The organism is Thermodesulfobacteriota bacterium, assembly GCA_031082315.1.
In the GTDB taxonomy this organism is placed as follows: Bacteria; Desulfobacterota; QYQD01; order QYQD01; family QYQD01; genus QYQD01.
Genome location: JAVHLC010000007.1, coordinates 35,353 through 57,242 on the forward strand (window position 1 = coordinate 35,353; position 21,890 = coordinate 57,242).

General features: G+C 52.3%; 16 protein-coding genes and 1 riboswitch. Of the genes, 14 read left to right on the forward strand and 2 right to left on the reverse strand.

The window, feature by feature from the left end; all coding sequences use genetic code 11:
• Positions 1-2: 2 nt before the first annotated feature.
• A riboswitch (cobalamin riboswitch) is annotated at positions 3-178 on the reverse strand.
• A gap of 334 nt (positions 179-512) precedes the next feature.
• Genes RDU59_07665 through RDU59_07675 form a run of 3 tightly spaced genes read left to right on the forward strand, consistent with a single transcriptional unit; the run spans position 513 to position 3,838 of the window.
• Positions 513-1,592, forward strand: a complete 1,080-nt coding sequence (locus RDU59_07665; GenBank protein MDQ7838355.1) for a spermidine/putrescine ABC transporter substrate-binding protein — start codon at positions 513-515, stop codon at positions 1,590-1,592.
• Positions 1,593-1,597: 5 nt separating this feature from the next.
• Positions 1,598-3,469, forward strand: a complete 1,872-nt coding sequence (locus RDU59_07670) for an ATP-binding protein (GenBank protein ID MDQ7838356.1) — start codon at positions 1,598-1,600, stop codon at positions 3,467-3,469.
• Positions 3,470-3,472: 3 nt separating this feature from the next.
• A complete protein-coding gene (locus RDU59_07675) occupies positions 3,473-3,838 on the forward strand; it encodes a response regulator (GenBank protein ID MDQ7838357.1) in 366 nt (121 codons plus the stop codon).
• 11 nt (positions 3,839-3,849) lie between these two features.
• On the opposite strand, the gene RDU59_07680 is transcribed toward RDU59_07675, so the two are convergent.
• Entirely contained in the window at positions 3,850-5,124 is a 1,275-nt protein-coding gene (locus tag RDU59_07680; GenBank protein MDQ7838358.1) for an HDOD domain-containing protein, read from the reverse strand.
• Between the two features lie 270 nt (positions 5,125-5,394).
• The gene (locus RDU59_07685) at positions 5,395-5,853 is read right to left on the reverse strand and encodes a DNA-binding protein (GenBank protein ID MDQ7838359.1); all 459 of its coding nucleotides are present in this window, start codon (positions 5,851-5,853) and stop codon (positions 5,395-5,397) included.
• Between the two features lie 242 nt (positions 5,854-6,095).
• Between RDU59_07685 and RDU59_07690 the strand changes: the two genes are divergently transcribed.
• The 11 genes from RDU59_07690 (at position 6,096) to bioA (ending at position 21,878) form a co-directional block, all read left to right on the forward strand.
• Complete coding sequence (locus RDU59_07690) at positions 6,096-7,670, forward strand: ASKHA domain-containing protein (protein ID MDQ7838360.1); 1,575 nt, start codon at positions 6,096-6,098, stop codon at positions 7,668-7,670.
• Positions 7,671-7,892: 222 nt separating this feature from the next.
• Positions 7,893-8,687 carry a hypothetical protein gene (locus RDU59_07695; GenBank protein MDQ7838361.1) on the forward strand — a complete coding sequence of 265 codons (795 nt, stop codon included), beginning with the start codon at positions 7,893-7,895 and terminating at the stop codon, positions 8,685-8,687.
• A gap of 382 nt (positions 8,688-9,069) precedes the next feature.
• Positions 9,070-10,854, forward strand: coding sequence for a potassium-transporting ATPase subunit KdpA (gene kdpA / locus RDU59_07700; protein MDQ7838362.1), 1,785 nt, complete (start codon positions 9,070-9,072; stop codon positions 10,852-10,854).
• Between the two features lies 1 nt (position 10,855).
• Positions 10,856-12,925, forward strand: coding sequence for a potassium-transporting ATPase subunit KdpB (kdpB, locus tag RDU59_07705; protein MDQ7838363.1), 2,070 nt, complete (start codon positions 10,856-10,858; stop codon positions 12,923-12,925).
• A gap of 196 nt (positions 12,926-13,121) precedes the next feature.
• Entirely contained in the window at positions 13,122-13,691 is a 570-nt protein-coding gene (kdpC, locus tag RDU59_07710) for a potassium-transporting ATPase subunit KdpC (GenBank protein ID MDQ7838364.1), read from the forward strand.
• A 119-nt stretch (positions 13,692-13,810) separates the two neighbouring features.
• Positions 13,811-16,480, forward strand: coding sequence for a sensor histidine kinase KdpD (locus RDU59_07715; GenBank protein ID MDQ7838365.1), 2,670 nt, complete (start codon positions 13,811-13,813; stop codon positions 16,478-16,480).
• Between the two features lie 120 nt (positions 16,481-16,600).
• Positions 16,601-17,308: a response regulator gene (locus RDU59_07720; GenBank protein ID MDQ7838366.1), complete on the forward strand. Its 708-nt coding sequence runs from the start codon at positions 16,601-16,603 to the stop codon at positions 17,306-17,308.
• Positions 17,309-17,609: 301 nt separating this feature from the next.
• A complete protein-coding gene (bioB, locus tag RDU59_07725) occupies positions 17,610-18,611 on the forward strand; it encodes a biotin synthase BioB (GenBank protein ID MDQ7838367.1) in 1,002 nt (333 codons plus the stop codon).
• Entirely contained in the window at positions 18,598-19,776 is a 1,179-nt protein-coding gene (gene bioF, locus RDU59_07730) for an 8-amino-7-oxononanoate synthase (protein MDQ7838368.1), read from the forward strand. The genes bioB and bioF overlap by 14 nt, the downstream gene beginning before the upstream one ends.
• Positions 19,769-20,512 carry a dethiobiotin synthase gene (gene bioD, locus RDU59_07735; GenBank protein MDQ7838369.1) on the forward strand — a complete coding sequence of 248 codons (744 nt, stop codon included), beginning with the start codon at positions 19,769-19,771 and terminating at the stop codon, positions 20,510-20,512. The genes bioF and bioD overlap by 8 nt, the downstream gene beginning before the upstream one ends.
• A complete protein-coding gene (gene bioA, locus RDU59_07740; GenBank protein ID MDQ7838370.1) occupies positions 20,502-21,878 on the forward strand; it encodes an adenosylmethionine--8-amino-7-oxononanoate transaminase in 1,377 nt (458 codons plus the stop codon). Before bioD ends, bioA begins: the two co-directional genes overlap by 11 nt.
• The last annotated feature ends 12 nt before the right edge of the window (positions 21,879-21,890 follow it).

The window sequence follows — 21,890 nt, forward strand, 5'->3', positions numbered from 1 at the left end:
AGGCCTCTATTTACGTCCTGGGCAGGTCTTCTGACTCACGGATCTGCCTACTCCCCACGCCTTCCCGTCCGCCTCAGGCGGACAGTGGCTTTAAAGGTGGGTTTCGTCCCCGAATACAGCGGCGGGACCGTCCCTGATTTGCACAGGGTTCCCTTTAACCCATGGATAGGGTTTTTATACTGCACGGCCGGTGGACTGTCAAGCGATATATATGGCCTTGAAAATCTGCAAAAAAACCTTTCTTGCGGCTGGATTTAAGTCCAGGGTCGAATTATTCGATGTAATTCGTAAGTTGTTGGATATATTGTATCCCGGAAAACTTCTGGGGGTGGAATAGAACGGTTAGTAGGACTGAGCCATTGAAGCTCCCCGTCCGCCGCAGGCGGACCTACGGCGGACGGGGAATCTCCGTATGTAAGGTAAAAAGCATAGTATTCGCTCGCTAACCCCGCCGCAAGCAGCGGGGAATGCGCTCGCTATGCATGTTCACAGCGCCGTTAAAAGGAGAACAGATGCCTAAGCTTTTAAGGATACTGATGACGATAAGTATTTTTTTGTTATTGTCATTATTGGCCCCAGTAGCCTTTGCTGGCAACGAAAGGTCCCTTTCCCGGGTGTTAAATGTCTATAACTGGGAAGACTATCTGGGTGAGACCACCATCCGGGATTTTGAAAGGAGATTTGGAGTCAAAGTCCATCTCGAAACCTATAAAAATGAAGAGGAAATGTTATCTGCCGTCCAATCAGACCCGGCGAAGTACGATATCATCATAATTAGCGGACTTTTGGTGCAGGAGATGAGGGCATTGAAACTTCTGGCACCAGTCAACTGCCGAAATATCCCAAACATTGGAAACATAGACCCTATGTTTAAAAATCCCTTTTATGACCCGGGCAACAGGTATTCGGTTCCCTATTTGTGGGGTACCACGGGTATTGCCGTAAACCGAAGGTTCGTTAAGGAAAAGGTAAATAGCTGGAAGATACTGTGGGACTTTAAGTACAGGGGAAAGATAAGTTTATTAAATGACATGGATGAGGTAATAGCGATGGCCTTGAAGACAAAAGGCTATTCCATTAATACTAATGATCCCCGGTCACTTGAGGAGGCCCGGTTATTACTTTTGAAGCAGAGGCCCCTTATTGCTGGCTATCATGACTGTATAAAAACCAGGGGCGATCTCATATCTGGGAGAATCTGGCTGTCTCACCAGTTCAGTGGCGAGGCCTGTTATGCCGCAGATAAAAATAAAGATATCGAATATGTGATTCCCAAAGAAGGAGCATCCATATGGGTTGACAACATCTGTATCCCGAGGGATTCACGAAATAAGTATACGGCCGAGGTGTTTATCAATTACATTCTCGCCCCGGAGGCAAGTGCTAAGATAGCCAATTACCTCTGGTATGCCAACTGCAATAGGGCCGCTGCGAGGTATACACTGAAGGAGATATTGGAAGACCCTGCTATTTACCCGCCGGCGCAAATCCTCCGGCGATGTGAGTTCTTTAAGGAAGCAGGAACAGATCAGGAAATAGGAAAGGGACACGCCATAAGAAATAAGATATGGTCTGAACTTATGAACAAATAAGAAAAATGGGCCTTGGAGAAAAAATTATTTTCAGGAAAAGACTGGGCAGAAAGATCAGCTTATTCTTTCTGATTATTGGGCTCCTGCCATTATTGATTTTGGGCCTATCCTTCCTGACCTATGTGAAGCAATCCCTGAATAATATGGTAAGCGAAAATCTCCTGGTATTGACCAGGCAGGTAGGCACCGAGATCGACCGCTCCATTTTTAATGCCTACATGAACATTAAGACTCTGGCAGCCAGTCCCGGCATTCGTTCAAGCTTTACGAATGTAGATGAGAAATTAGCCGAGATGAGACGGGTCCAGGATTTTTACAAGGTCTTTGAAGACATTACCCTGATCGATCTTACGGGAAATGTTATTACCTCGACTACATATAACTATCGCGGCAGCTGGAACAGCAAGAGTTGGTATAGGGAAGCCCGTGAAGGCAGATCTGTCGTATCTAATGTCCATATTATCCTGAATCCGAGAAAATTTATCTTTGTGACCACGGCTCCGGTCCTGAATAAGGCCGGCCGGGTGCAGGCGGTAGTGGCTGGTCAGGTGAACATGGGAAAGATATGGGATATTACAGACCGGGTTCGGCTCGGAAGGACCGGATTCATGTTCATGACCAATAAAGAGGGCGTGATTATTGCTTATCCTGATAAGGAAAAGATTTTCGATAAACTTTCTCCAGATATACTCAGACAGCACATATCGCACAATCCAGAGGGAACGCTTGATGTTACCGGTGCACAGGAAGTGGGATGGATCTGTGCATACTCCAGGCTGAAAGGCTATTTGGATTTTCCGGGAAAGGAGTGGAGTGTCGGCATTTGTCAGAGGACGGATGAGGCCTATGACATCATAAAGAGGACGCACCGGCAGTTACAGATAGCCACCCTGGCGGGCCTGCTGGCGATTATTCTGACCAGCATCTTATTGACCTGGAGTATTACTAAGCCGATCAAGGCCCTGGTGATAGGGACAGAAGAGGTCGCAAGAGGGAATTTGAGCTATTTAGCTGAGGTAAAAGGTGATGATGAGATTGGCCAATTAGGACAATCCTTTAACCGGATGATCCAGGACCTTAAGAGGTCGAGAGAAGAGATTGAGGGACATAGTAAGACTCTGGAGGGCAAAGTCAGGGAAAGGACTACAGAACTGGAAGCGGCCAACGCAAGGCTCAGGGAATTAGACCAGATAAAAACCAACTTTTTGTCCACGGTCTCCCACGAATTAAGGACGCCATTGACCTCCATCAAGGCGTTTTCCGAGATACTGCTTGACAACGCAGGAGAGGATATGGAGACACAGACAAAATTCCTGAATATAATTAACGAAGAAAGCGACCGGTTGGCACGATTGATAGATGGCCTTTTGGATCTGTCCAGGATCGAATCTGGCAGGCAGGTATGGAGGATGGGCTATCACCATATTGAAGGAGTGATAGATGAATCTGTGGCTGCCGTGTCGTCCCTTGCTGAAAAAAAAGGTCTTGTGATAGATAAGAAAGTGCAGGAAGGACTTCCCGAGATTTACGTGGACCGGGACAAATTGACCCAGGTGATTACAAATTTATTGGGCAATGCCATAAAATTTACGGATAATGACGGCCTTATTACTGTCTCTGCTGCTGTTAGCGAAGACCGGATTCAGGTAGCGGTAGCAGATAACGGCATCGGAATACCAGAAGATGAGCTTGATAAAATTTTTATGAAATTTCACCAGGTGGATTCATCTGCTACCCGAAAAAAAGGGGGCACGGGGTTAGGGCTGGCCATCTGCAAGGAAATAATAGAACATCATGGGGGCAAGATATGGGTAGAGAGCCAATTGGGCGAGGGCAGCACATTTTATTTTACAGTTCCTCAGTACAAGGAGATATAGGAAATGGCCAAACGAATCCTGGTGTGTGATGATGAACCACATATCCTGGAGTCCCTCAGTTTTGTGGTTCGGAAGGCGGGTTTTGAGTTGTTAACCGCGACGGATGGCGAGGCGGCCCTTAAGATAGCTAAGGAGCAAGGGCCGGATTTGATACTTTTGGATGTTATGCTGCCTAAGTTGACCGGCTATGAGGTCTGTGAATTATTGAAGAAAGATACAGAGACCATGGACATTTATATCGTGATGCTGACTGCCAAAGGACAACGCATGGATGAACAGCAAGGGATGGAGGCAGGGGCAAACGAATATATCAAAAAACCATTTAGCCCCCGCGACCTGAAAGACAGGCTCCGGGAGATATTGGGCTGATTGCACGCGAGCTATAGAAAGAATTGACTGCTAACGCCTTCCATAAATCTATGGATGTCTCCCCGGATGGCTTCAATTCCTGGAGGTTCTAAACCTAATAATGGTACAGACTTGTGTTCAACAATCGCTGGGCCCTCGTATTTTTTTAGACCATAGCCCATTTCTCGGGCCAGGAGGTTGGCAAAGTAGATTACTAATAGTTCTTTTGGGGTATCCGATGAGATGTCCTCTTGGTTGTGGCAAGAAGCAATGTCAATATAATCCTGGTCAAAGTTCCATCTCTTTAATACAAACGCCCCTATCTCGTTGTGTATCTGGTTTAGGATGGAAATCAAATGGTCGCTATCGGGCGTCCACTTCTGTGTGTCCGGATGTAGCAATAATTGTAGCGATACCACCTTGCCGATATCGTGAAGGAGGCCCAGCATAAAATATTTATCCGGGTCCACCAGTCTTAGCATATAGGCCGTCTGCTGGGCGCCGTAGGCACAGGCCAGGGAATGTTCCCATAGGGACTTAACTATCGCCTCGTGCTTTTCATTTTTTATGACATACAGACCCCTGTTGATCAGTACAAATACTGTATTGAGTACACTCTTAAGGCCTATCCTCAATATGGCCCGTTCCAGATTATCATTTTTGCCTATACCGGCATAAAAGGGTGAATTTGATATGGCCAGGAGTTTTGAAGAAATAACGGGTTCCTTTTCCACAAGCTTCGCAATATCATTAAGGGACAATTTGGGGTCACGCAGCAACTGATGGATTTTGATGCCTACGGTCGGCAGGACTGGTAAATTGACCTGGCCCCTGTCCAGTTTTTTTATTAATTGCTCAACAAGGGACGCTGCCCACTTATCTCCGGTATCATCGGCATTGCCGGTTATGCTTTTTTCCGGATGCGGGCAAATTATCTTTGAGATTTTTTGAGCCAGATCCTGAATGCTGAACGGCTTTACCACATAACTACTGGCGCCGGCCCTGAGGGTGCTAACTACGTCATCGTGATGTCTCCGGCAGGTAAGCATAATAAAGGGAGTATCTTTGGTTTTTTCGTTACCCTTTACGACCCTTAAAAGTTCGTCACCGCCCATCTCAGGCATATTCCAGTCGGAAACAATCAGATCATAATGGTTTTCCTTGATCATTTTCAGGGCGCTATGTCCGTTGGTTGCCTCTGCCACATCTTCGACACCCATCTTTTGTACCACGGTTTTCACCGCCAACCTGATACCGGCATCATCATCTACTACCAAGACCTTAACATTAGGCGAGATACTGTTCATCTTTATGAAGTTATCTGTTCCTCCGTCAAAGGACTTTTCTACAGTAATGTGTATATCGACTACTTTAAGAGATAACTTTAGACAAATAGTTCCGGTTGCCCTCGACCATATTGGGATGCAGGACAGATGGCGGAGGCACAGCTAAACCTTGTAATTTTGCAGAACCAGTGAGAAATGCTATAGATAATCTGGAGCGAGTTATGTCCAAAAATTGTCCCCGCAGGGCTCCAACCAAAAGCCACAACTGAAATTGGGTGGGCTTCAGTCAGGCTATCGGCGCCTCCATCCACACCAGGCCGGAAGGCCATTTTCATCCCGAAGCTTCAGGACTTCTTCTCCTTTTTTAACCTCGGCCGCAATGATGGCCGGTTTTCCTCCAAAGGTAATCCTGGAGCCTGTAACCTCAACCTTGTCCTTTGGCTCAATCTTTACGTCCTGTTTTCCTATGTACCACCCCGGCCCCAGATGGACAGAAACGGTTTCCTTGTCTGTTTTTATCATCAGATGTACGCCATAAGACATACCCTTCATCGGTGTGATTTTATCCACGCTGACCACCTCTCCGCTGATGGTCTCCACCGTTTTGGGGTCGTACATGCGGCCATATCTGCCTTCTGCTGCCCAGCCGCCGCTGCCCCTCCACCGCATACCGCGCTGGGCAAAGGTCTCTGTTGCAACTAAAAGACTGACGACCGAAAGTATTACTAATAAGGTTACTGCCCGTCTCATATTTGTTCTCCTTTCTTTTCTTTTTTGTGACTGTTCCAAGCCCACCCCAATTTCCAATAATGGTTCATCAATTTCCGGCCTTTCGAAAATTGCTTACTACCTTATTATCTCATCACAAATGCATATCTCTGTAAAGTGAAAGTTTTTAATGATATTTTCTTAAATTTTAATTGACCTTTGTCTCAGATTTTGTTCATAGTTCAACAGCGACGCAAACCATAAACTTTAGAGGTTATAGGTAGATGCTGCCCGGTCAGAATAAAATATCAAACAAAGATTTGGATCCCGGGGTCAAGAAGCTATACCTGAACCTTCCTCTCCCCAGTTTAAAGGATAATACCGGGGATATTGACCGGCTGCGGCGAGCGCTGCAAGCCGGGCAGGGCCTTAAGTCCGTCCGGATACCCTACGGCCTGATAGGGTTTTCTTCTCGTGTCATGCGAGAGGCCTCTTTCCGGGTGACGGCCACGGTGGTCAGAGAAGGAGAAGAATGGGAGCTTCTGGATATCAGCCCCGGTGATACTACAAAGGATTTTTTCGGCCTGGCCCTGGATCTGGGGACAACCCGGATGGTGGGCGCGCTGGTGGACTTGAGGACAGGAAAGGTCCTTTCCGAACACTCCATGGACAACCCCCAGATTCGATATGGAGCCGACATTCTTACCCGTATCCATTATGCCCACGACCCGAACGGCCTCAAGGAGTTGACCGCCGTGGTGCGGGAAGGGATCGGCAAAATGGTCGCCCAACTGGCCGCTAAAGCAGGGGTGCAGACCGGGAGTATCTATTCTATGACTGTGGCCGGGAACACGGCCATGACCCACCTTTTTATGGGTTTGGACCCAAGCTCTATGCCCCGGGAACCTTATATCCCTCTGGTGAACCGCCCCGATCCGGCGCCGGCCAGAGAACTGGATATCCCCATCCATCCTAATGCCCGAGTTTTCATTTTCCCTAATGTGGGAAGCTATTTTGGCGGCGACCTCATCGCCGGAATCCTGGCATCAGGTCTGGCCCGCCGGAACGAGGTCTCTATCCTGGTGGATGTGGGCACCAATGCCGAGGTGGTTCTGGGAAATAGCGACTGGCTCATGGCCTGCGCCGGTGCAGCCGGTCCGGCTCTCGAGGGAGGGGTGGCTCAGATGGGCATGACCGCCGGCGACGGGGCCATCGACCGGGTAAGTTTGGACCGTAACACCTTAAGACCCGTTTACTCGGTGATCGGCAGGGTGGCTCCCTTGGGGATATGTGGATCCGGGCTCATTGACCTGGCGGCTGATCTCTTCTCCGTGGGACTATTGGATCGGCGGGGAAAGTTTGTCCCGGAGCGAGACCCTTCCCGCTTCAAGGAGACCACATCCGGACTGGCCTACATCCTGGTTCCGGGGCTGGAGACGGCCACAGGGGAGGAGCTGGTTTTAACTCAGGTGGATGTGGATATCCTTTTACGCTCCAAGGCCGCCATGTACACCATACTGGCCACTATTATTGATTCCGTGGGCCTCCGCTTCCAGGATCTGGCCCATTTCTATGTAGCTGGAACCTTCGGGAACTACATCGATCCGGTAAAGGCCATTACCCTGGGGATGCTTCCGGATTTGCCCCTCGAACGGTATATCCCTTTAGGGAATAGCTCTCTGACCGGGGCCTTACAGGCCCTCTGCAATTTTTCATTGCGGGAGGAGGCCCGGCGCCTTTGCGACCGTATCACCTATATCGAGATGAACGTCAATGCTGAATTCATGCAGAGATTCAGCGCCGCCCGCTTTATCCCCCATACCGACCGCAGCCTGTTCCCCTCAGTTTCTGTCCCTTGATTAGTTCCCATCCGGAAACCCAAGGATTTCGGATGAGCTATCAGCACTCAGCAATCAGCGTTCAGCTTAATGTGTTGTTTGTCTTATATTTTTGCTGACGGCTGAATGCTGATCGCTGAGAGCTTGAATCCGGAAACGACAGTTTCCGGATATTTCTCACTTGACGCCCAAACGCTCTTTACTCTATACTCACCTCATTAAAAAACCCGATATCGGTGACCTATGAATGAAAACGCCACCAAGGATTCTGAATCCCTCGGCATAGAGAAACAAAAAACGATCCGTCTGGTCATAATCGTTTTTGCCACCCTGTTGTTGGGTTCCGCCGGGATATATGTTGTCTATCAAGGGACTATGGGTGGCGGAAAGGGGACGCTTACTGTGGAGCCGGGTAAGGGGAAAATCAGCCTGAGCCTGGAAAAGCCCATAGTAGATCAGATTAATATCGGCACCTCGACAGCCTCAGCCCAGGGTAATGATATCCAGTTTACGGAAGGTAAGATTACAGACCCGACTGTTAGTAATCAACTTCGGGGCCTGAGCCCATCCCAGCCGACCCAATTTTCCGGGAAAAATTTTATAAATCAGAATCTCGGTTTTTTTCTGACCGTACTGCATCCGGAGAACTGGCAGGTAATACATAACCCGGCCGGCCTGCAAAACCCCACTATCCCGGTCAATAGCATCTATAATCAAGAAGGATCACACCTTAATATTGGTGTCGGGCCTATTATGCCGGGAATGGATATCCAGATGTTTGTCACACAAAACATCCAGCAGATGATTCAGTCTGGTGTTATCCAACAGATGCCCACGGTAAGTTATGATTTTCCTTCACAGACTGCCTTTGCTGTCTTTACGAACCCGATGACTATGGGACAGTCTTATCAGAAGGTCATCATTGATCGGGCCAGAAGCCGGGTATTTGTGGCTTCGGCCAACTATAATCAGGCCATGTCCAGTCCGGCGGCTATCCAGGATTTAATAAACATGATCGCTACCTTTACACTGTTCTAACCCACCTTGCAAACCTAACTATATAGAAGTTCTTTCAATAAGTTAACCTTGTCTCTCAGAAACCATTTCCAATCTTAGAACAGGCGGTTATTGATAATACGCAGATTTTCACTATGTTTATCATCTGGATAAATCTGCAAGGTTGTTTACTTCCGGCAGATCTAGATTCTAATCTTGATGAATTTTTGACGCTTTTCCCTACTATTTTGAGACCTTCTTTATGCCCAATGAGTTAGAATGGTTCCTGATATCGCTAGAGGCATAACTATGAAGACCTATCAATTCTATTCCAAAACCCCATCTATCTGAGGGGAGATACGGGTCACAGCGAACCGGGCTCTTTCGTAGACACTCCGCCTTTTTGTGCGATAGGAGACTCGTTATGAATATATACGAATGGCTGCAAGCGATACTTCTTTTTGTCGTTCTACTGACCTTAACAAAGCCGTTTGGCGCTTTCATGGCCAGGGTTTACAAGGGGGAGCGGACCGTTCTCACTCATGTCTTGCGACCGGTTGAAAACCTCCTGTACCGTATCTGCGGAGTGAACAGGGACGCGGAGATGGACTGGAAGGAATATGCCTTCGCCATGCTGATTTTTAGCTTTGTTTCATTCGCGGCACTCTTTGGCATACTGATGTTCCATGGATTTTTGCCTCTCAATCCGCAGAAATTCCCGGCATTCTCCTGGCATCTGGCGCTCAATACCGCGATGAGCTTTGTAACCAATACCAACTGGCAGGCATACAGCGGTGAATTGGTTGCCAGCTATTTTACCCAGATGGCGGGACTCGCGGTGCAAAACTTCGCGTCCGCTGCTGCCGGCATGGCGATTGTGATCGTCCTTATTCGCGGCTTGGCGCGGCGGCAGGCCACCTCTCTCGGCAATTTCTGGGTGGACCTGACCCGGGGTACCCTGTATATCCTCCTGCCGCTGTCCCTTATCGCCGCGGTCTTTCTGGTATCTCAGGGGGTAATCCAGAACTTCAGCCCTTATAAAAAAGTGTCGCTTTTACAGCCGACTAGTTATGAAAAGTCGAAGCCGGATGATAAGGGGAATCCTCTGGAGAATGTTTCCGGCCAGCCTGTCATCGAGAAAGTGATGGTGAAAGAGGTTACGGTCCCCATGGGCCCGGTCGCCTCGCAGGAGGCGATAAAGGAGCTTGGGACCAACGGCGGTGGATTCTTTAACGCCAACTCATCCCACCCGTATGAAAACCCGACGCCGCTCTCCAACATCGTGGAGATTTTCTTGATCCTCCTTATCCCGGCAGGCCTGACCTACACCTTCGGCAGCATGGTCGGAAGTCCCAGACAGGGATGGGCGCTTTTTGCGGCCATGCTGATCATGCTGGTTCTGGCTACCGGCGTCCTGTACTGGGCGGAAAATAGCGGTAATCCCCTTGTGGCCGGGCTAGGGGTCCGGGGAGGGAACATGGAAGGGAAGGAGGTCCGGTTCGGGCTCGGAGGCTCCGTTCTCTGGGCCACAGCTACTACCGGTACTTCCTGCGGCGCGGTCAATACCATGCACGATTCCCTCACCCCAGTCGGCGGGATGGTCCCGATGATGCTCATCCTCCTAAGCGAAGTGGTCTTTGGCGGAGTGGGCTCAGGGCTCTATACTATGCTTGCCTTCGTGGTCATCGCGGTCTTTGTGGCCGGGCTCATGATCGGGCGGACACCCGAGTACCTGGGTAAAAAGATCGAGGTGCGCGAGATGTGGATGTCGATCCTGACGGTCCTCACCTCCGGGCTGGCAGTGCTTTTCTTCTCGGCCCTGGCTTTCCTCGTCCCTTCAGCAGTCGCTTCCATGGCCAACCCCGGCGCCCACGGGCTTTCAGAGGTGCTTTATGCCTTTGCCTCCGCTTCGAATAACAACGGCAGCGCCTTTGCCGGACTGAATGCCAACACGGTCTTCTACAATGTGACAACCGCTGTCGCCATGTGTCTCGGCCGTTTTGTTCCGGCCGTCGCGGTCCTGGCCATGGCCGGCTCGCTTGCGGAAAAGAAGTATGTTCCCCCCAGTCTTGGCACCCTCCCTACCGATCAGGCCCCGTTCGTCCTCTGGCTCGTGCTGGTTATCATGATCGTCGGCGCCCTGACCTTTTTCCCGGCCCTGGCTATGGGACCGATTGCCGAACAACTGACCATGCTGGGAGGTAAGTAAGATGACCAAACGCACTACGCAACCGACTTCGGTTTTTGACCCTGCACTGATGCGCTCGGCCCTGGTCGACTCTTTGAAGAAACTCGATCCGCGTGCCCTTTGGCGCAATCCGGTCATGTTCGCTGTAGAGGTGAGCAGCATAATTACGCTGATTACCTTTATTATGTCGTTGACGGGAGCGACCAGGGAGCCGGTCTGGTTCACCGGCATGGTCTCCCTCTGGCTCTGGATGACGGTTCTCTTCGCCACCTTTGCCGAGGCCCTGGCCGAAGGGCGGGGGAAGGCCCGCGCCGCATCGCTAAGGAAAACCCGCACCGAGATCATGGCCAAGCGTCTGAAAAAACCGGAATTCGGCGGCGAGTACGAGACACTGCCCGCAAATCAGTTGCGGAAAGGTGACTGTATTCTCGTGGAGGCAGGCGATCTGGTTGCCGGTGACGGCGAAGTCGTCCTCGGCGCCGCACTGGTGAACGAGGCTGCCGTGACCGGCGAATCGGCTCCGGTAGTGCGGGAATCCGGAGGAGACCGGAGCGCCGTGACCGGCGGCACCAAGGTCATCGCCAATTCCATTATCGTCCGCGTGACCGCCAACCCCGGGGAGACTTTTCTCGACCGCATGATCTCCCTGATTGAAGGGGCCAAGCGCCGCAAGACCCCTAACGAGATAGCCCTCGAGGTGCTCCTAGTGGCCTTGACTTTCGTCTTTCTGCTGGTGGTGGCGAACATGAGTCCGCTCTCGATCTATAGTGCCAGGGCGTCTGGACACGGGTCCCCGGTCTCGCTGACCGTACTGGTGGCTCTCTTTGTCTGCCTGGCGCCGACCACCATTGCCGCGCTCCTGCCCGCCATCGGCATTGCCGGCATGGACCGCCTCTTTCAGAAGAACGTCATTGCGACGTCCGGACGTGCCATTGAAGCAGCCGGCGACGTCAATGTGCTTCTCCTCGATAAGACCGGCACCATCACGCTCGGAAACCGGGAAGCGGTGGAGTTCGTGCCGTTAGGGGGACAAAGCGGACAGAAACTGGCTGAGGCGGCCCTGATGGCGTCTTTGGCCGACGAAACCCCGGAAGGACGCAGCGTCGTGGTATTGGCAAAACAGAAGTACGGCCTTAGACTGGAGGCGCTTCCCGCAGGCAGCCAGGCCGTTCCTTTCAGCGCCGATACCCGCTTAAGCGGAGTGAACATCGGGGACAAGGTGTATCGCAAGGGGGCGGCCGATTCCGTCATCGCCTTTGTGCGGAATTTGGGTGGAAAGGCGATCCCGAATGACTTGAAGACCGCGGTCGACAGGATCGCCCATGCCGGGGCCACACCGCTCGTGGTTTGCTGCAACACCGAGATCCTCGGGGTCATCAATCTCAAGGACATCCTGAAGGGAGGCATCCAGGAGCGTTTCCAGCGATTGCGCAGCATGGGGATCAAGACTGTGATGATCACCGGCGACAATCCTTTGACTGCTGCCGCCATCGCCGCCGAGGCCCAGGTGGACGACTTTCTGGCCCAGGCCAAGCCGGAGGACAAGTTGCGCCTGATCCAGGAGAACCAGCAGGCCGGCTATATGGTGGCCATGACCGGCGACGGCACCAACGACGCCCCGGCTCTGGCCCAGGCGGATGTGGCAGTGGCCATGAATACCGGCACGCAACCGGCCCGTGAGGCTGCCAATATTATTGATCTCGACAGCAATCCGACCAAGCTCTTGGACATCGTGGAGATCGGCAAGCAGATCCTGATGACGCGCGGCAATTTGACTACCTTCAGCATTTCAAACGATGTGGCAAAATATTTTGCCATCATTCCTGCCTCGCTCGTCTCGATCTACCCGCAATTGGGAGTGCTGAATATCATGCGGCTGGCCAGCCCCTTCAGCGCCATTTTATCAGCGGTCATCTTCAACGCCGTTATCATTCCGCTCCTGATCCCGCTGGCACTGAAGGGGACCAGGTATCGTCCCATGCCGGCCGAAAAGCTCCTGATTTACAATCTGCTCATCTACGGCCTCGGCGGGATGATTGCACCGTTCATGGGGATAAAAGCGCTTGATCTTGTGATCGGACTATTTGCATGATTTCTTACCACAGAGAGCACAGAGAAGACTTTTCTCCTTTTTGCGGAGAGGATACCGAGAGGGAAAACTCCCGCTTTCACCTGAGAGTGGTATGAATATAAAAACATCTTACCCCCGTGCATTCTGTGCCTTAGCAACCAAAGGGCGCGAGCAGCGAATATAATGAATTTCAAACCCTTTTTGGAGGTAGACTACTATGAAGGACATTAAATCCGCTATCCTGCTGTTAATTGCCCTTACCATACTCCTGGGAGGCATCTATCCTGCTGTTGTCACCGGCATTGCCTCGGCGGTCTTTCCAAAACAGGCCGGAGGCAGTTTTATTACGGCCCAAAACGGACAGGCCGTCGGCTCCGCTCTGATCGGGCAACCTTTTTCCGACCCGAAATATTTCTGGCCCCGCCCCTCGGCCACGAGTGACTTCGGTTACAATCCCGCCGCTTCCGGCGGCTCCAATCTCGGTCCCACTAATCCTGACTTGATCAAGAAGGTAGGTGATCGTGTCAGAGCCCTTCGTGAGGCGGGAATCTCCGGCGATGTCCCTTCGGACTTGGTAATGGCCTCGGCGAGCGGGATCGATCCGCATATCACGCCGGAGTCCGCGACGATGCAGATTCCCCGTGTCGCCCGGATGCGCAAGATGACCGAAGAAGAGCTGAACAACCTCGTCGCCGCCCATACCGAAGGCCGCCAGTTGGGCTTTCTGGGAGCGCCGCGAGTGAATGTGGTTATGCTGAATCTGGCATTGGATAAGCTGGCGAAATGACGAGCCACCGAGTCTTTTGGTTGCTTTTCCCTGGCATATGCTCCTTATAGTCGTTGCAAAAGCATCCTTGGGGAGCCATAATATAAATTTAAAAGATTTTTTTGATACGGCATGCATTCATGACGAACAATGATGATGACAAACGCCCCTCTCCTGAGGCACTGCTGAAGCTTGCCCAGGCTGAAGAGGCCGAGAAGGGACGGGGCAAGCTCAGTATCTTTCTCGGCTATGCCGCCGGGGTGGGAAAGACCTATGCCATGCTGGAGGCCGCTCAAAGGCGGAAACGCGAAGGGCGGGACGTAGTGGCGGCATATCTTGAGACGCACGGCCGTCCCGAAACTGATGCGCTTCTGGAAGGACTGGAGGTCATTCCCAAGGCTCGGATTGAGTACATGGGGGTGCTCCTCCCGGAGATGGATACTGACGCAGTACTGGCCAGACATCCCCAGATCGCACTTGTGGATGAGCTGGCCCATACTAATGCCCCCGGATCTCGTCACGAAAAGCGCTGGCAGGACGTGGAGGAGCTTCTTGTAGCCGGGATCGATGTCTATACCACGGTCAATATCCAGCATTTCGAGAGCCTGAACGATGTCGTAGCGCAAATTACCGGGGTAAAGGTGCGGGAGACCGTCCCAGACCGCCTCCTTGATGAGGCGGTTGAGATTCGACTCGTTGATATTCCCCCCGAAGATCTACTCCAGCGCTTGCGAGAAGGAAAGGTTTACATTCCCGAGCAGGCTGCCCTGGCCGCAGAGGAGTTTTTCAAGCCGGGCAACCTCATGGCGCTGCGCGAACTCTCATTGCGCCGTGCGGCCGCCCGCGTAGACGATCAGATGCGGGCCTATATGGAGTCACGCTCCATTCACGGCCCCTGGCCGGCAGCGGAGCGGCTTCTTGTCTGCGTCAGCGGGAGTCCCTTCAGCGAACGGCTGATCCGCACGACCCGCCGTCTGGCGGACGAAATGAAGGCCCCCTGGCACGCGCTCTACATCGAAACCCCCGGCATCGGCAAACAAGTCACAGAAAACCGCGAACAGGTCTGGCACGACCTCCGGCTGGCCGAAAGCCTCGGCGCGCAAGTGGCGCAAGTTACGGCGACTACCGTAGCCGAAGCAGTCGTTGACTACGCCGTCAGACACAACATTACAAGAATTGTCATCGGCAAACCGCGCAAACCACGCTGGCGGGAATTCCTCCACCCACCTCTCGTGGACCAGATTATTCGCCTCAGCGGGACGATTGACGTCTATGTCGTCAGTATAACCCCTGCCGAAAAGAGTCCCGATGCGGGCATTGTAGGGATGAAAAGACCGGTTTTCTGGTCCGGATACCTGAACAGCTTGGCTCTGGTTGCGGCAGCCTCGCTGGTATGCGAGCTGGTTCGCCGCTTTCTTGCTCCGACTAATTTGGTTATGATCTACCTACTTGCAGTGGTCCTGGCGGCTATTCGCCTTGGGCTTAGACCGGCGATCATGGCGGCGTTTCTGAGCGTTTTAGCATTTGATTTCTTTTTCGTGCCGCCCAAGTTTACCTTCAGCGTTGCCGATACGGAGTATCTGATCACCTTCTTGGGGCTTTTTGCGGTAGGCGTGGTCATCAGTACCCTTGTGGCAAAGGCCCGCGAACGCGCCGAGACTATCCGGGAACGGGAAGCTCAGACGGCAAGTCTCTACTACCTGAGCCGTGACCTGGCCGCTGCCGCGGATATCGACTCTATCCTGGACGCCGCTATCAAGAATATCGGGGAGAGTCTTAATGCCCGTGTGGCCATCCTTCTCTCAGAGGGCGAGCGGTTAAAAATAAGGGCCGCAAATCAGGACATACACCTTGATATGAAAGAGCTGGCAGTAGCCGAATGGGTTTTTCGGAACCGTCAAGCTGCGGGGCGCGGGACTGAAACCCTTAGATCAGCAGGCTTACTCTGTTTGCCCTTACAGACCTCAGCCAGTATGCTGGGAGTTTTAGGGGTGGAATTTAAGGATGACCGAGACTATGCATCCCCACAGAGTCGAAGGCTTCTGGAGGCCTTTGCCGCCCAGACCACCCTTGCCATTGAACGGGTCCGGCTTGTCAAGCAGGCCGAACAGTCCGAAATCCTCCAGGCCCGGGAAAGTCTGGAGCGGGCGCTTCTCAATTCCGTTTCCCACGATTTGCGTACTCCGCTTGTGTCCATAACCGGGGCCCTGGGTACGATCCGGGATAAGGGGGAGCAGCTCAATGCTGAAGCCCGGAAGGAACTCCTTGACGCCGCCTGGGAAGAGGCAGCCAGACTGAATCGCTTTGTGGGAAACCTGCTGGACATGACCCGCCTGGAAGCAGGCGCGATCAAGCTGAAGGAGGAACCCTGCGACGTACAGGATGTTGTCGGTTGCGCCCTTGCAGCCCTCGAAAAACAACTCGGCAGTAGAAGAATCGATGTGCGTCTGCAGTCCGGACTGCCACTGGTCAAAATGGACATGGCCCTGATGACACAGGTGCTGGTGAACCTGCTCGATAATGCATTGAAATATTCGCCTCCTGAAAGTAGCATTGAGATCGCTGCCAGGGTAGATGGTCCCCTGCTTAAGATAGAGGTCTCCGATCGCGGCCCTGGTGTTCCGGATTCCGACCTGAAAAGGATTTTCGACAAGTTCTATCGTATTCCCGTCCCCGAAGGCGCCCGCGGGACCGGGCTGGGCCTGTCGATTTGCAGAGCAATTGTCGAAGTGCATGGAGGGACTATCCGAGCCGAAAACCGAGCTGAAGGCGGACTACGGGTAATAATAACGTTAACCGTTAACCATTGATCGTTATCCGACAGGAAAGAATCGGTTGTCATGCCCCACGCGTCATCGGTGGAGCGGATAACGGATAAACGTGAACGGATTACACGGTCAACGGTGAACTGACAACTGTGAACATACGTTATGCCGAACGAAAAGCAAAATACCAACCTGCCTCGCATCCTTGTAGTTGATGACGAGGTGGCCATCCAACGTTTTTTGCGTACCGTTTTGGACACCGGGGAGTTCTCCCTGCATCAGGCGGAGAACGGTCATGCTGCGCTGGTAGCAGTCGCTGCGGTCAGGCCGGATATCATTCTCCTTGATTTAGGGTTGCCGGACATCAATGGCGTCGAAGTGATAAGGCGGATACGGGAGTGGTCACCCGTCCCGATCATCGTACTTTCGGTGCGGGAACGGGAGGATGACAAAGTAGAAGCACTGGATGCCGGCGCGGATGATTACCTGACCAAGCCGTTTGGAGTTGCCGAACTTCTGGCTCGGATTCGGGTTGCTCTGCGACGTTCCTTGCAGCAGGCCCCAGAACCTGTCTTCAGAATTGATGATCTCGAGGTTGACCTGACACGCCGGCGGGTGTTGGTATATGGTGAGGAAATACAATTAACCCCAACTGAATACGAACTGCTGCGCCTGCTGGTGGTACATGCGGGGAAGGTCCTGACCCACCGCCAAATCCTCAGGCAGATCTGGGGTGTTACCTACATTGAGCAACCTCACGTACTGAGGGTTAATATCAGCAACCTGCGTCACAAGATTGAAAAGGACCCGTCTCGCCCCCGATATATCCTGACCGAACCAGGAGTAGGATATCGGCTGCGGGTGGATTCTTGAGAGCCTACTTGATCTTTGGGATGGCTGCCTGATTAGCACCCTTTAGAATGGCCATGATTACCTTAAGCTGGTGTTTAATCGTCAGAGGGATCTCACTTCCTTTGATGAGATGAGTTTTTTTGTCGCGCTGAAATATATAATGCTCTTAGTATAATCATCCTTACGAAAGTATCCACAAATACTCTACCACTTCATTTCGTATTTACGTCGTACTAAAATTTAACAGTCCCTTTATTGACAACCTTAAATTTTTTACCTATGTTTCTCATCTATGTTTTTATAAAGACAACCGGATAGATGGATGGCACTAAAGGATATTAAGAAAAAGATTGAAGAGAACACCCCCCTCACCCCTGACGACGGCCTTCGGCTTGCATATTTTATGGTCGGCGGTAAGGGCGCAAGTCTGCTTTCCCTGGCCAGGGATATACAAAGACAATTTCACGGCCCGGCTATCGAACTTTGTGCCATCGTCAATGCCAAATCCGGCGCCTGTCCGCATAATTGTTCCTTTTGCGCCCAATCGAGTCATCACCGAAGCCCTATTAAGGCCTATCCTCTTCGCCAACCCAAGGGTCTCTTAGAAGCAGCTCAGGCAGCGCAAAAATCCGGGGCGCATCGCTTTTCCATAGTGACGAGCGGAGCCAAGGTATCTAAAGGAGAACTCCTTGTAGTCTGTGAGGCAATTCGCCTGATTAAGCAGAAAACAACACTTTTGCCTTGCGCTTCGCTGGGGAAAATCACTCTCGATGAAGCCCTTTTATTAAAGGAGGCCGGGTTGGTGCGCTACCATCATAATCTGGAAACGAACCGCGATTTTTATCCCAGGGTCTGTACCACTCAGAGTTATGAAGATCGCTTATCTACGATTCATATAGCCAGGGAGGCTGGTCTGGACATCTGTGTTGGGGGAATACTGGGACTAGGAGAGTCCGTTCAGGATCGAATTAAATTCGCGTTGGAGATAAAACACCTCAACCCCGATTCCATCCCGCTTAATTTTCTTGATCCCCGCCCCGGGACTCCATTGGAGACTCAGCCTCTCCTTACACCGGATGAGGTCATAATGACCATCGCCCTTTTCCGTATTATAATCCCTGATGTTCCTATAAGACTGGCCGGAGGAAGGGCAAAAGTACTTGGCGATCAACAGACGGCAGCCATAAAAGCAGGGGTGAATGGACTCATGATCGGTGACTACCTGACGACAAAGGGAGCCGAAATACAGGCTGACCATGAGATGATCGCTTCGTTAAATCTGAAACCATCTATAATTAAGCAGGGTGTCCGTGCCTGTAACTAATCTCAGACAAGAGCTAACCGATCTGAAGAACATCTCGCTCTATCGGGAGCTTGTCTCCATTACTCCGGTCAGCCCGACGCGCGGCTATCTTAAGGGCAGAGAAGTAACGCTGTTTTGCACCAATAACTATCTCGGCCTGACACATCATCCGCAAGTAATTGAGGCCTCTATAAAGGCCACGGAGCGTTATGGGACGGGCGCCGGGGCCTCCAGGCTGATAAGCGGCCATTCCCATCTCTATGAAGAACTGGAGGACGCCTTGGCCCGGCATAAGGGCACGGAAAAGGCCCTGGTTTTTTCCTCCGGTTATGCCGCTAATATGGGCGTCATAAGCGCCCTTATGGGCAGAGATGATCTTATATTCTGTGACCGGCTGGCCCATGCCAGCCTCATCGATGCCTGCATCCTGAGCCGGGCAAAACCCTATCGCTTTCGTCACAATGATGTGAACTCCCTGGGAGATTTGCTCCATGCCCGGGAGACGAAAGGCCAAATATTAATCGTAACCGAAGGCGTCTTTTCCATGGATGGCGACATAGCGCCACTTAAACAGCTCGCAGACATCTCTTCTCAACATGGATGTCTCCTTTTAGTCGATGATGCCCATGGTACAGGCGTTATGGGAGAAAAAGGGCAGGGCGCTGCTGCTTACCTTGGGGTGAGTAAGGGCATCGACATCCATGTGGGTACGCTTAGTAAGGCTATCGGATCCATAGGGGGATTTGTCGCCGGGCCTGGCGATTTGATAGCCTATCTTGTAAACAAGGCCCGTTCCTTTATTTATACGACGGCCTTGCCACCGGGAAGCATAGCTGCGGCTACAGCAGCTCTAAAACTTATAGAGGCAGAATCTTCCCTTATCGAACGCCTATGGTTCAACGTACGTTATATGCGCGACATCCTGATATCCGCCGGTTTCAATCTCATGGGCAGTCAGACACCCATTATGCCTATCTTTATCGGCGCCCCGGAAAAGGCCGTGGCCATTAGTCGAAGCCTACTGGAAAAAGGTGGTATATATGTACCCGCCATCCGGCCGCCTACGGTTCCGGCCGGGCAGGCCAGACTGAGGCTTACGGTCAGCGCGGCTCATCAGCAGGCCGAATTGGAAAATGCGGCCGAGTCATTGATTGAATTAGGCAGGAAGGAAGGGATTATTGCTTAAGCTTACTTCATTGTTTGTTACCGGCACGGATACCGGCGTGGGAAAGACGGTTATCACCGCCCTTCTGGCCTTGCTCTACCAGGAGGCGGGCGTAAGGGTCGGTCTGGAAAAGCCGGTCATAACCGGTGTGAAGGCAGGTGGGGATGCGGCCTTGGCAGGTGACCTGGCCTTTCTGCAGAAGGCGCTTTCTACTGGAGAGGGGCCGGTCTATTCCTATGCCTTTACTCCGGCTGTTTCCCCGCACCTGGCCGCGGCAAGGGCGGGTGTCACGATAGATCTGGCGAGGATTGAGTCCGATCATGCCGCAGTGCGTTCAAGGTACGACGCGGTCCTGGTAGAGGGTGCGGGGGGACTCCTGGCGCCTCTGAACGATGACTCCTTTATGGCCGACCTGGCGGCCCGGCTCAGGCTTCCTCTCGTCATCGTCAGCCGGCCTTCGATCGGGACGATTAACCACACCCTTTTAACTGTATCTTGTGCGCAGGCCAGGGGTCTTGAAGTGGCCGGTATAATAATAAATAATTTCCCGGCCAGGCCGGGCCTGGCTGAAACGGATAATCCCGGCGCCATCGAAAGATTTGCCGGAGTGCCGGTTCTGGCTATTGTACCGCATATCCCCGGCCTTTCCGTGGAAGAGGCAGAAGAAGGGGATATGCAAAGGGTAGCCCGGGCCGTGGATAAAAAGTTTAAACTGCTGGAACGGCTTTCTCGCTGGAGGGAAGAGCATGTCCAATAATAAATCTTTACGCGCCGATGACCTGCGTTACCTCTGGCATCCCTTTACCCAGGCCAAGGAGTATGAAGCAGAAGAAGCGCCGATTATCGCTGCGGGAGAGGGCAGTTATCTCATTGACACCGAGGGGAGACGTTATCTGGATGGTGTGTCTTCCCTATGGGTGAACGTGCACGGACATAGCTGTCCCGAGATCGACCGGGCTATTATGGCCCAACTTGGCCAGATAGCACACTCTACGCTCCTGGGATTAGGTAACGTACCTTCGATTGAGCTGGCCCGGGAGCTTATAACCCGTGCGCCGTCCGGGCTTAAGCGGGTATTTTATTCAGATAACGGCTCCACAGCAGTAGAGGTGGCCTTAAAGATCGCCTTTCAATACGCACAGCAGACCGGGCGCAGACAAAAGACCCGGTTTCTTTCCTTTATAAATGCCTATCACGGCGACACCCTAGGCGCAGTCGGGGTAGGGGGGATCGATCTCTTTCACCGTATTTACGGACCGCTGGCGGTAAAATCCATGCGCGTCCCGGCTGCCTACTGCTACCGGTGTCATCTGGGGCTTGATTATCCGGATTGTGAGCTGATCTGTTTCAAAGAACTGGAAAGTACGGTAGCCGGACATGCGCACGAATTAGCCGCCATTATCATCGAGCCCTGTGTCCAGGGCGCAGCCGGAATGCTGATCTGGCCGGAAGGTTATCTCAGACGTCTGCGCCGGCTTACAGAGCGATACGGGATACTGCTTGTTGCCGATGAGGTGGCCACGGGATTCGGCCGCACCGGGACCCTTTTCGCCTGTGAGCAGGAAGGGGTCAGCCCGGACCTGATGGCCCTGGCCAAAGGTATCACCGGAGGTTATCTGCCCTTGGCCGCGACCTTGACCACGGAAGAGATATTTGCCGCCTTTTATGGCGATTACGAGGAAGAGAAGACCTTCTTCCATGGACATACCTATACCGGGAACCCCCTGGCCTGCGCGGCCGCTCTGGCCAGCCTGCGCCTGTTTGAGACCAACCAGACCCTTTTATCTCTTCAACCCAAAATCAAATACTTAAAAGATAAACTGAAAGAATTTAATGAACTATCTCATATCGGCGAGATTCGTCAGCAAGGGTTTATGGTGGGTATGGAACTGGTCGAAGACAAGGCGACCAAGAGACCATATCCTGTATCCATGCGGATGGGGAGGCGGGTAATTCTGGAGGCGCGCAGGCATGGACTCATAATCCGGCCTCTGGGGGATGTGGTGGTGCTTATGCCGCCCCTTTCGGTGAGCCTGGAAGAGATGGATGCCATACTCTCCATCACCTATAGGTCTATAAAGAAGGTTACGGAAGAAGGCTGCTGGGGAGTAGGCGGTGAATAGGATGTGGTGAAC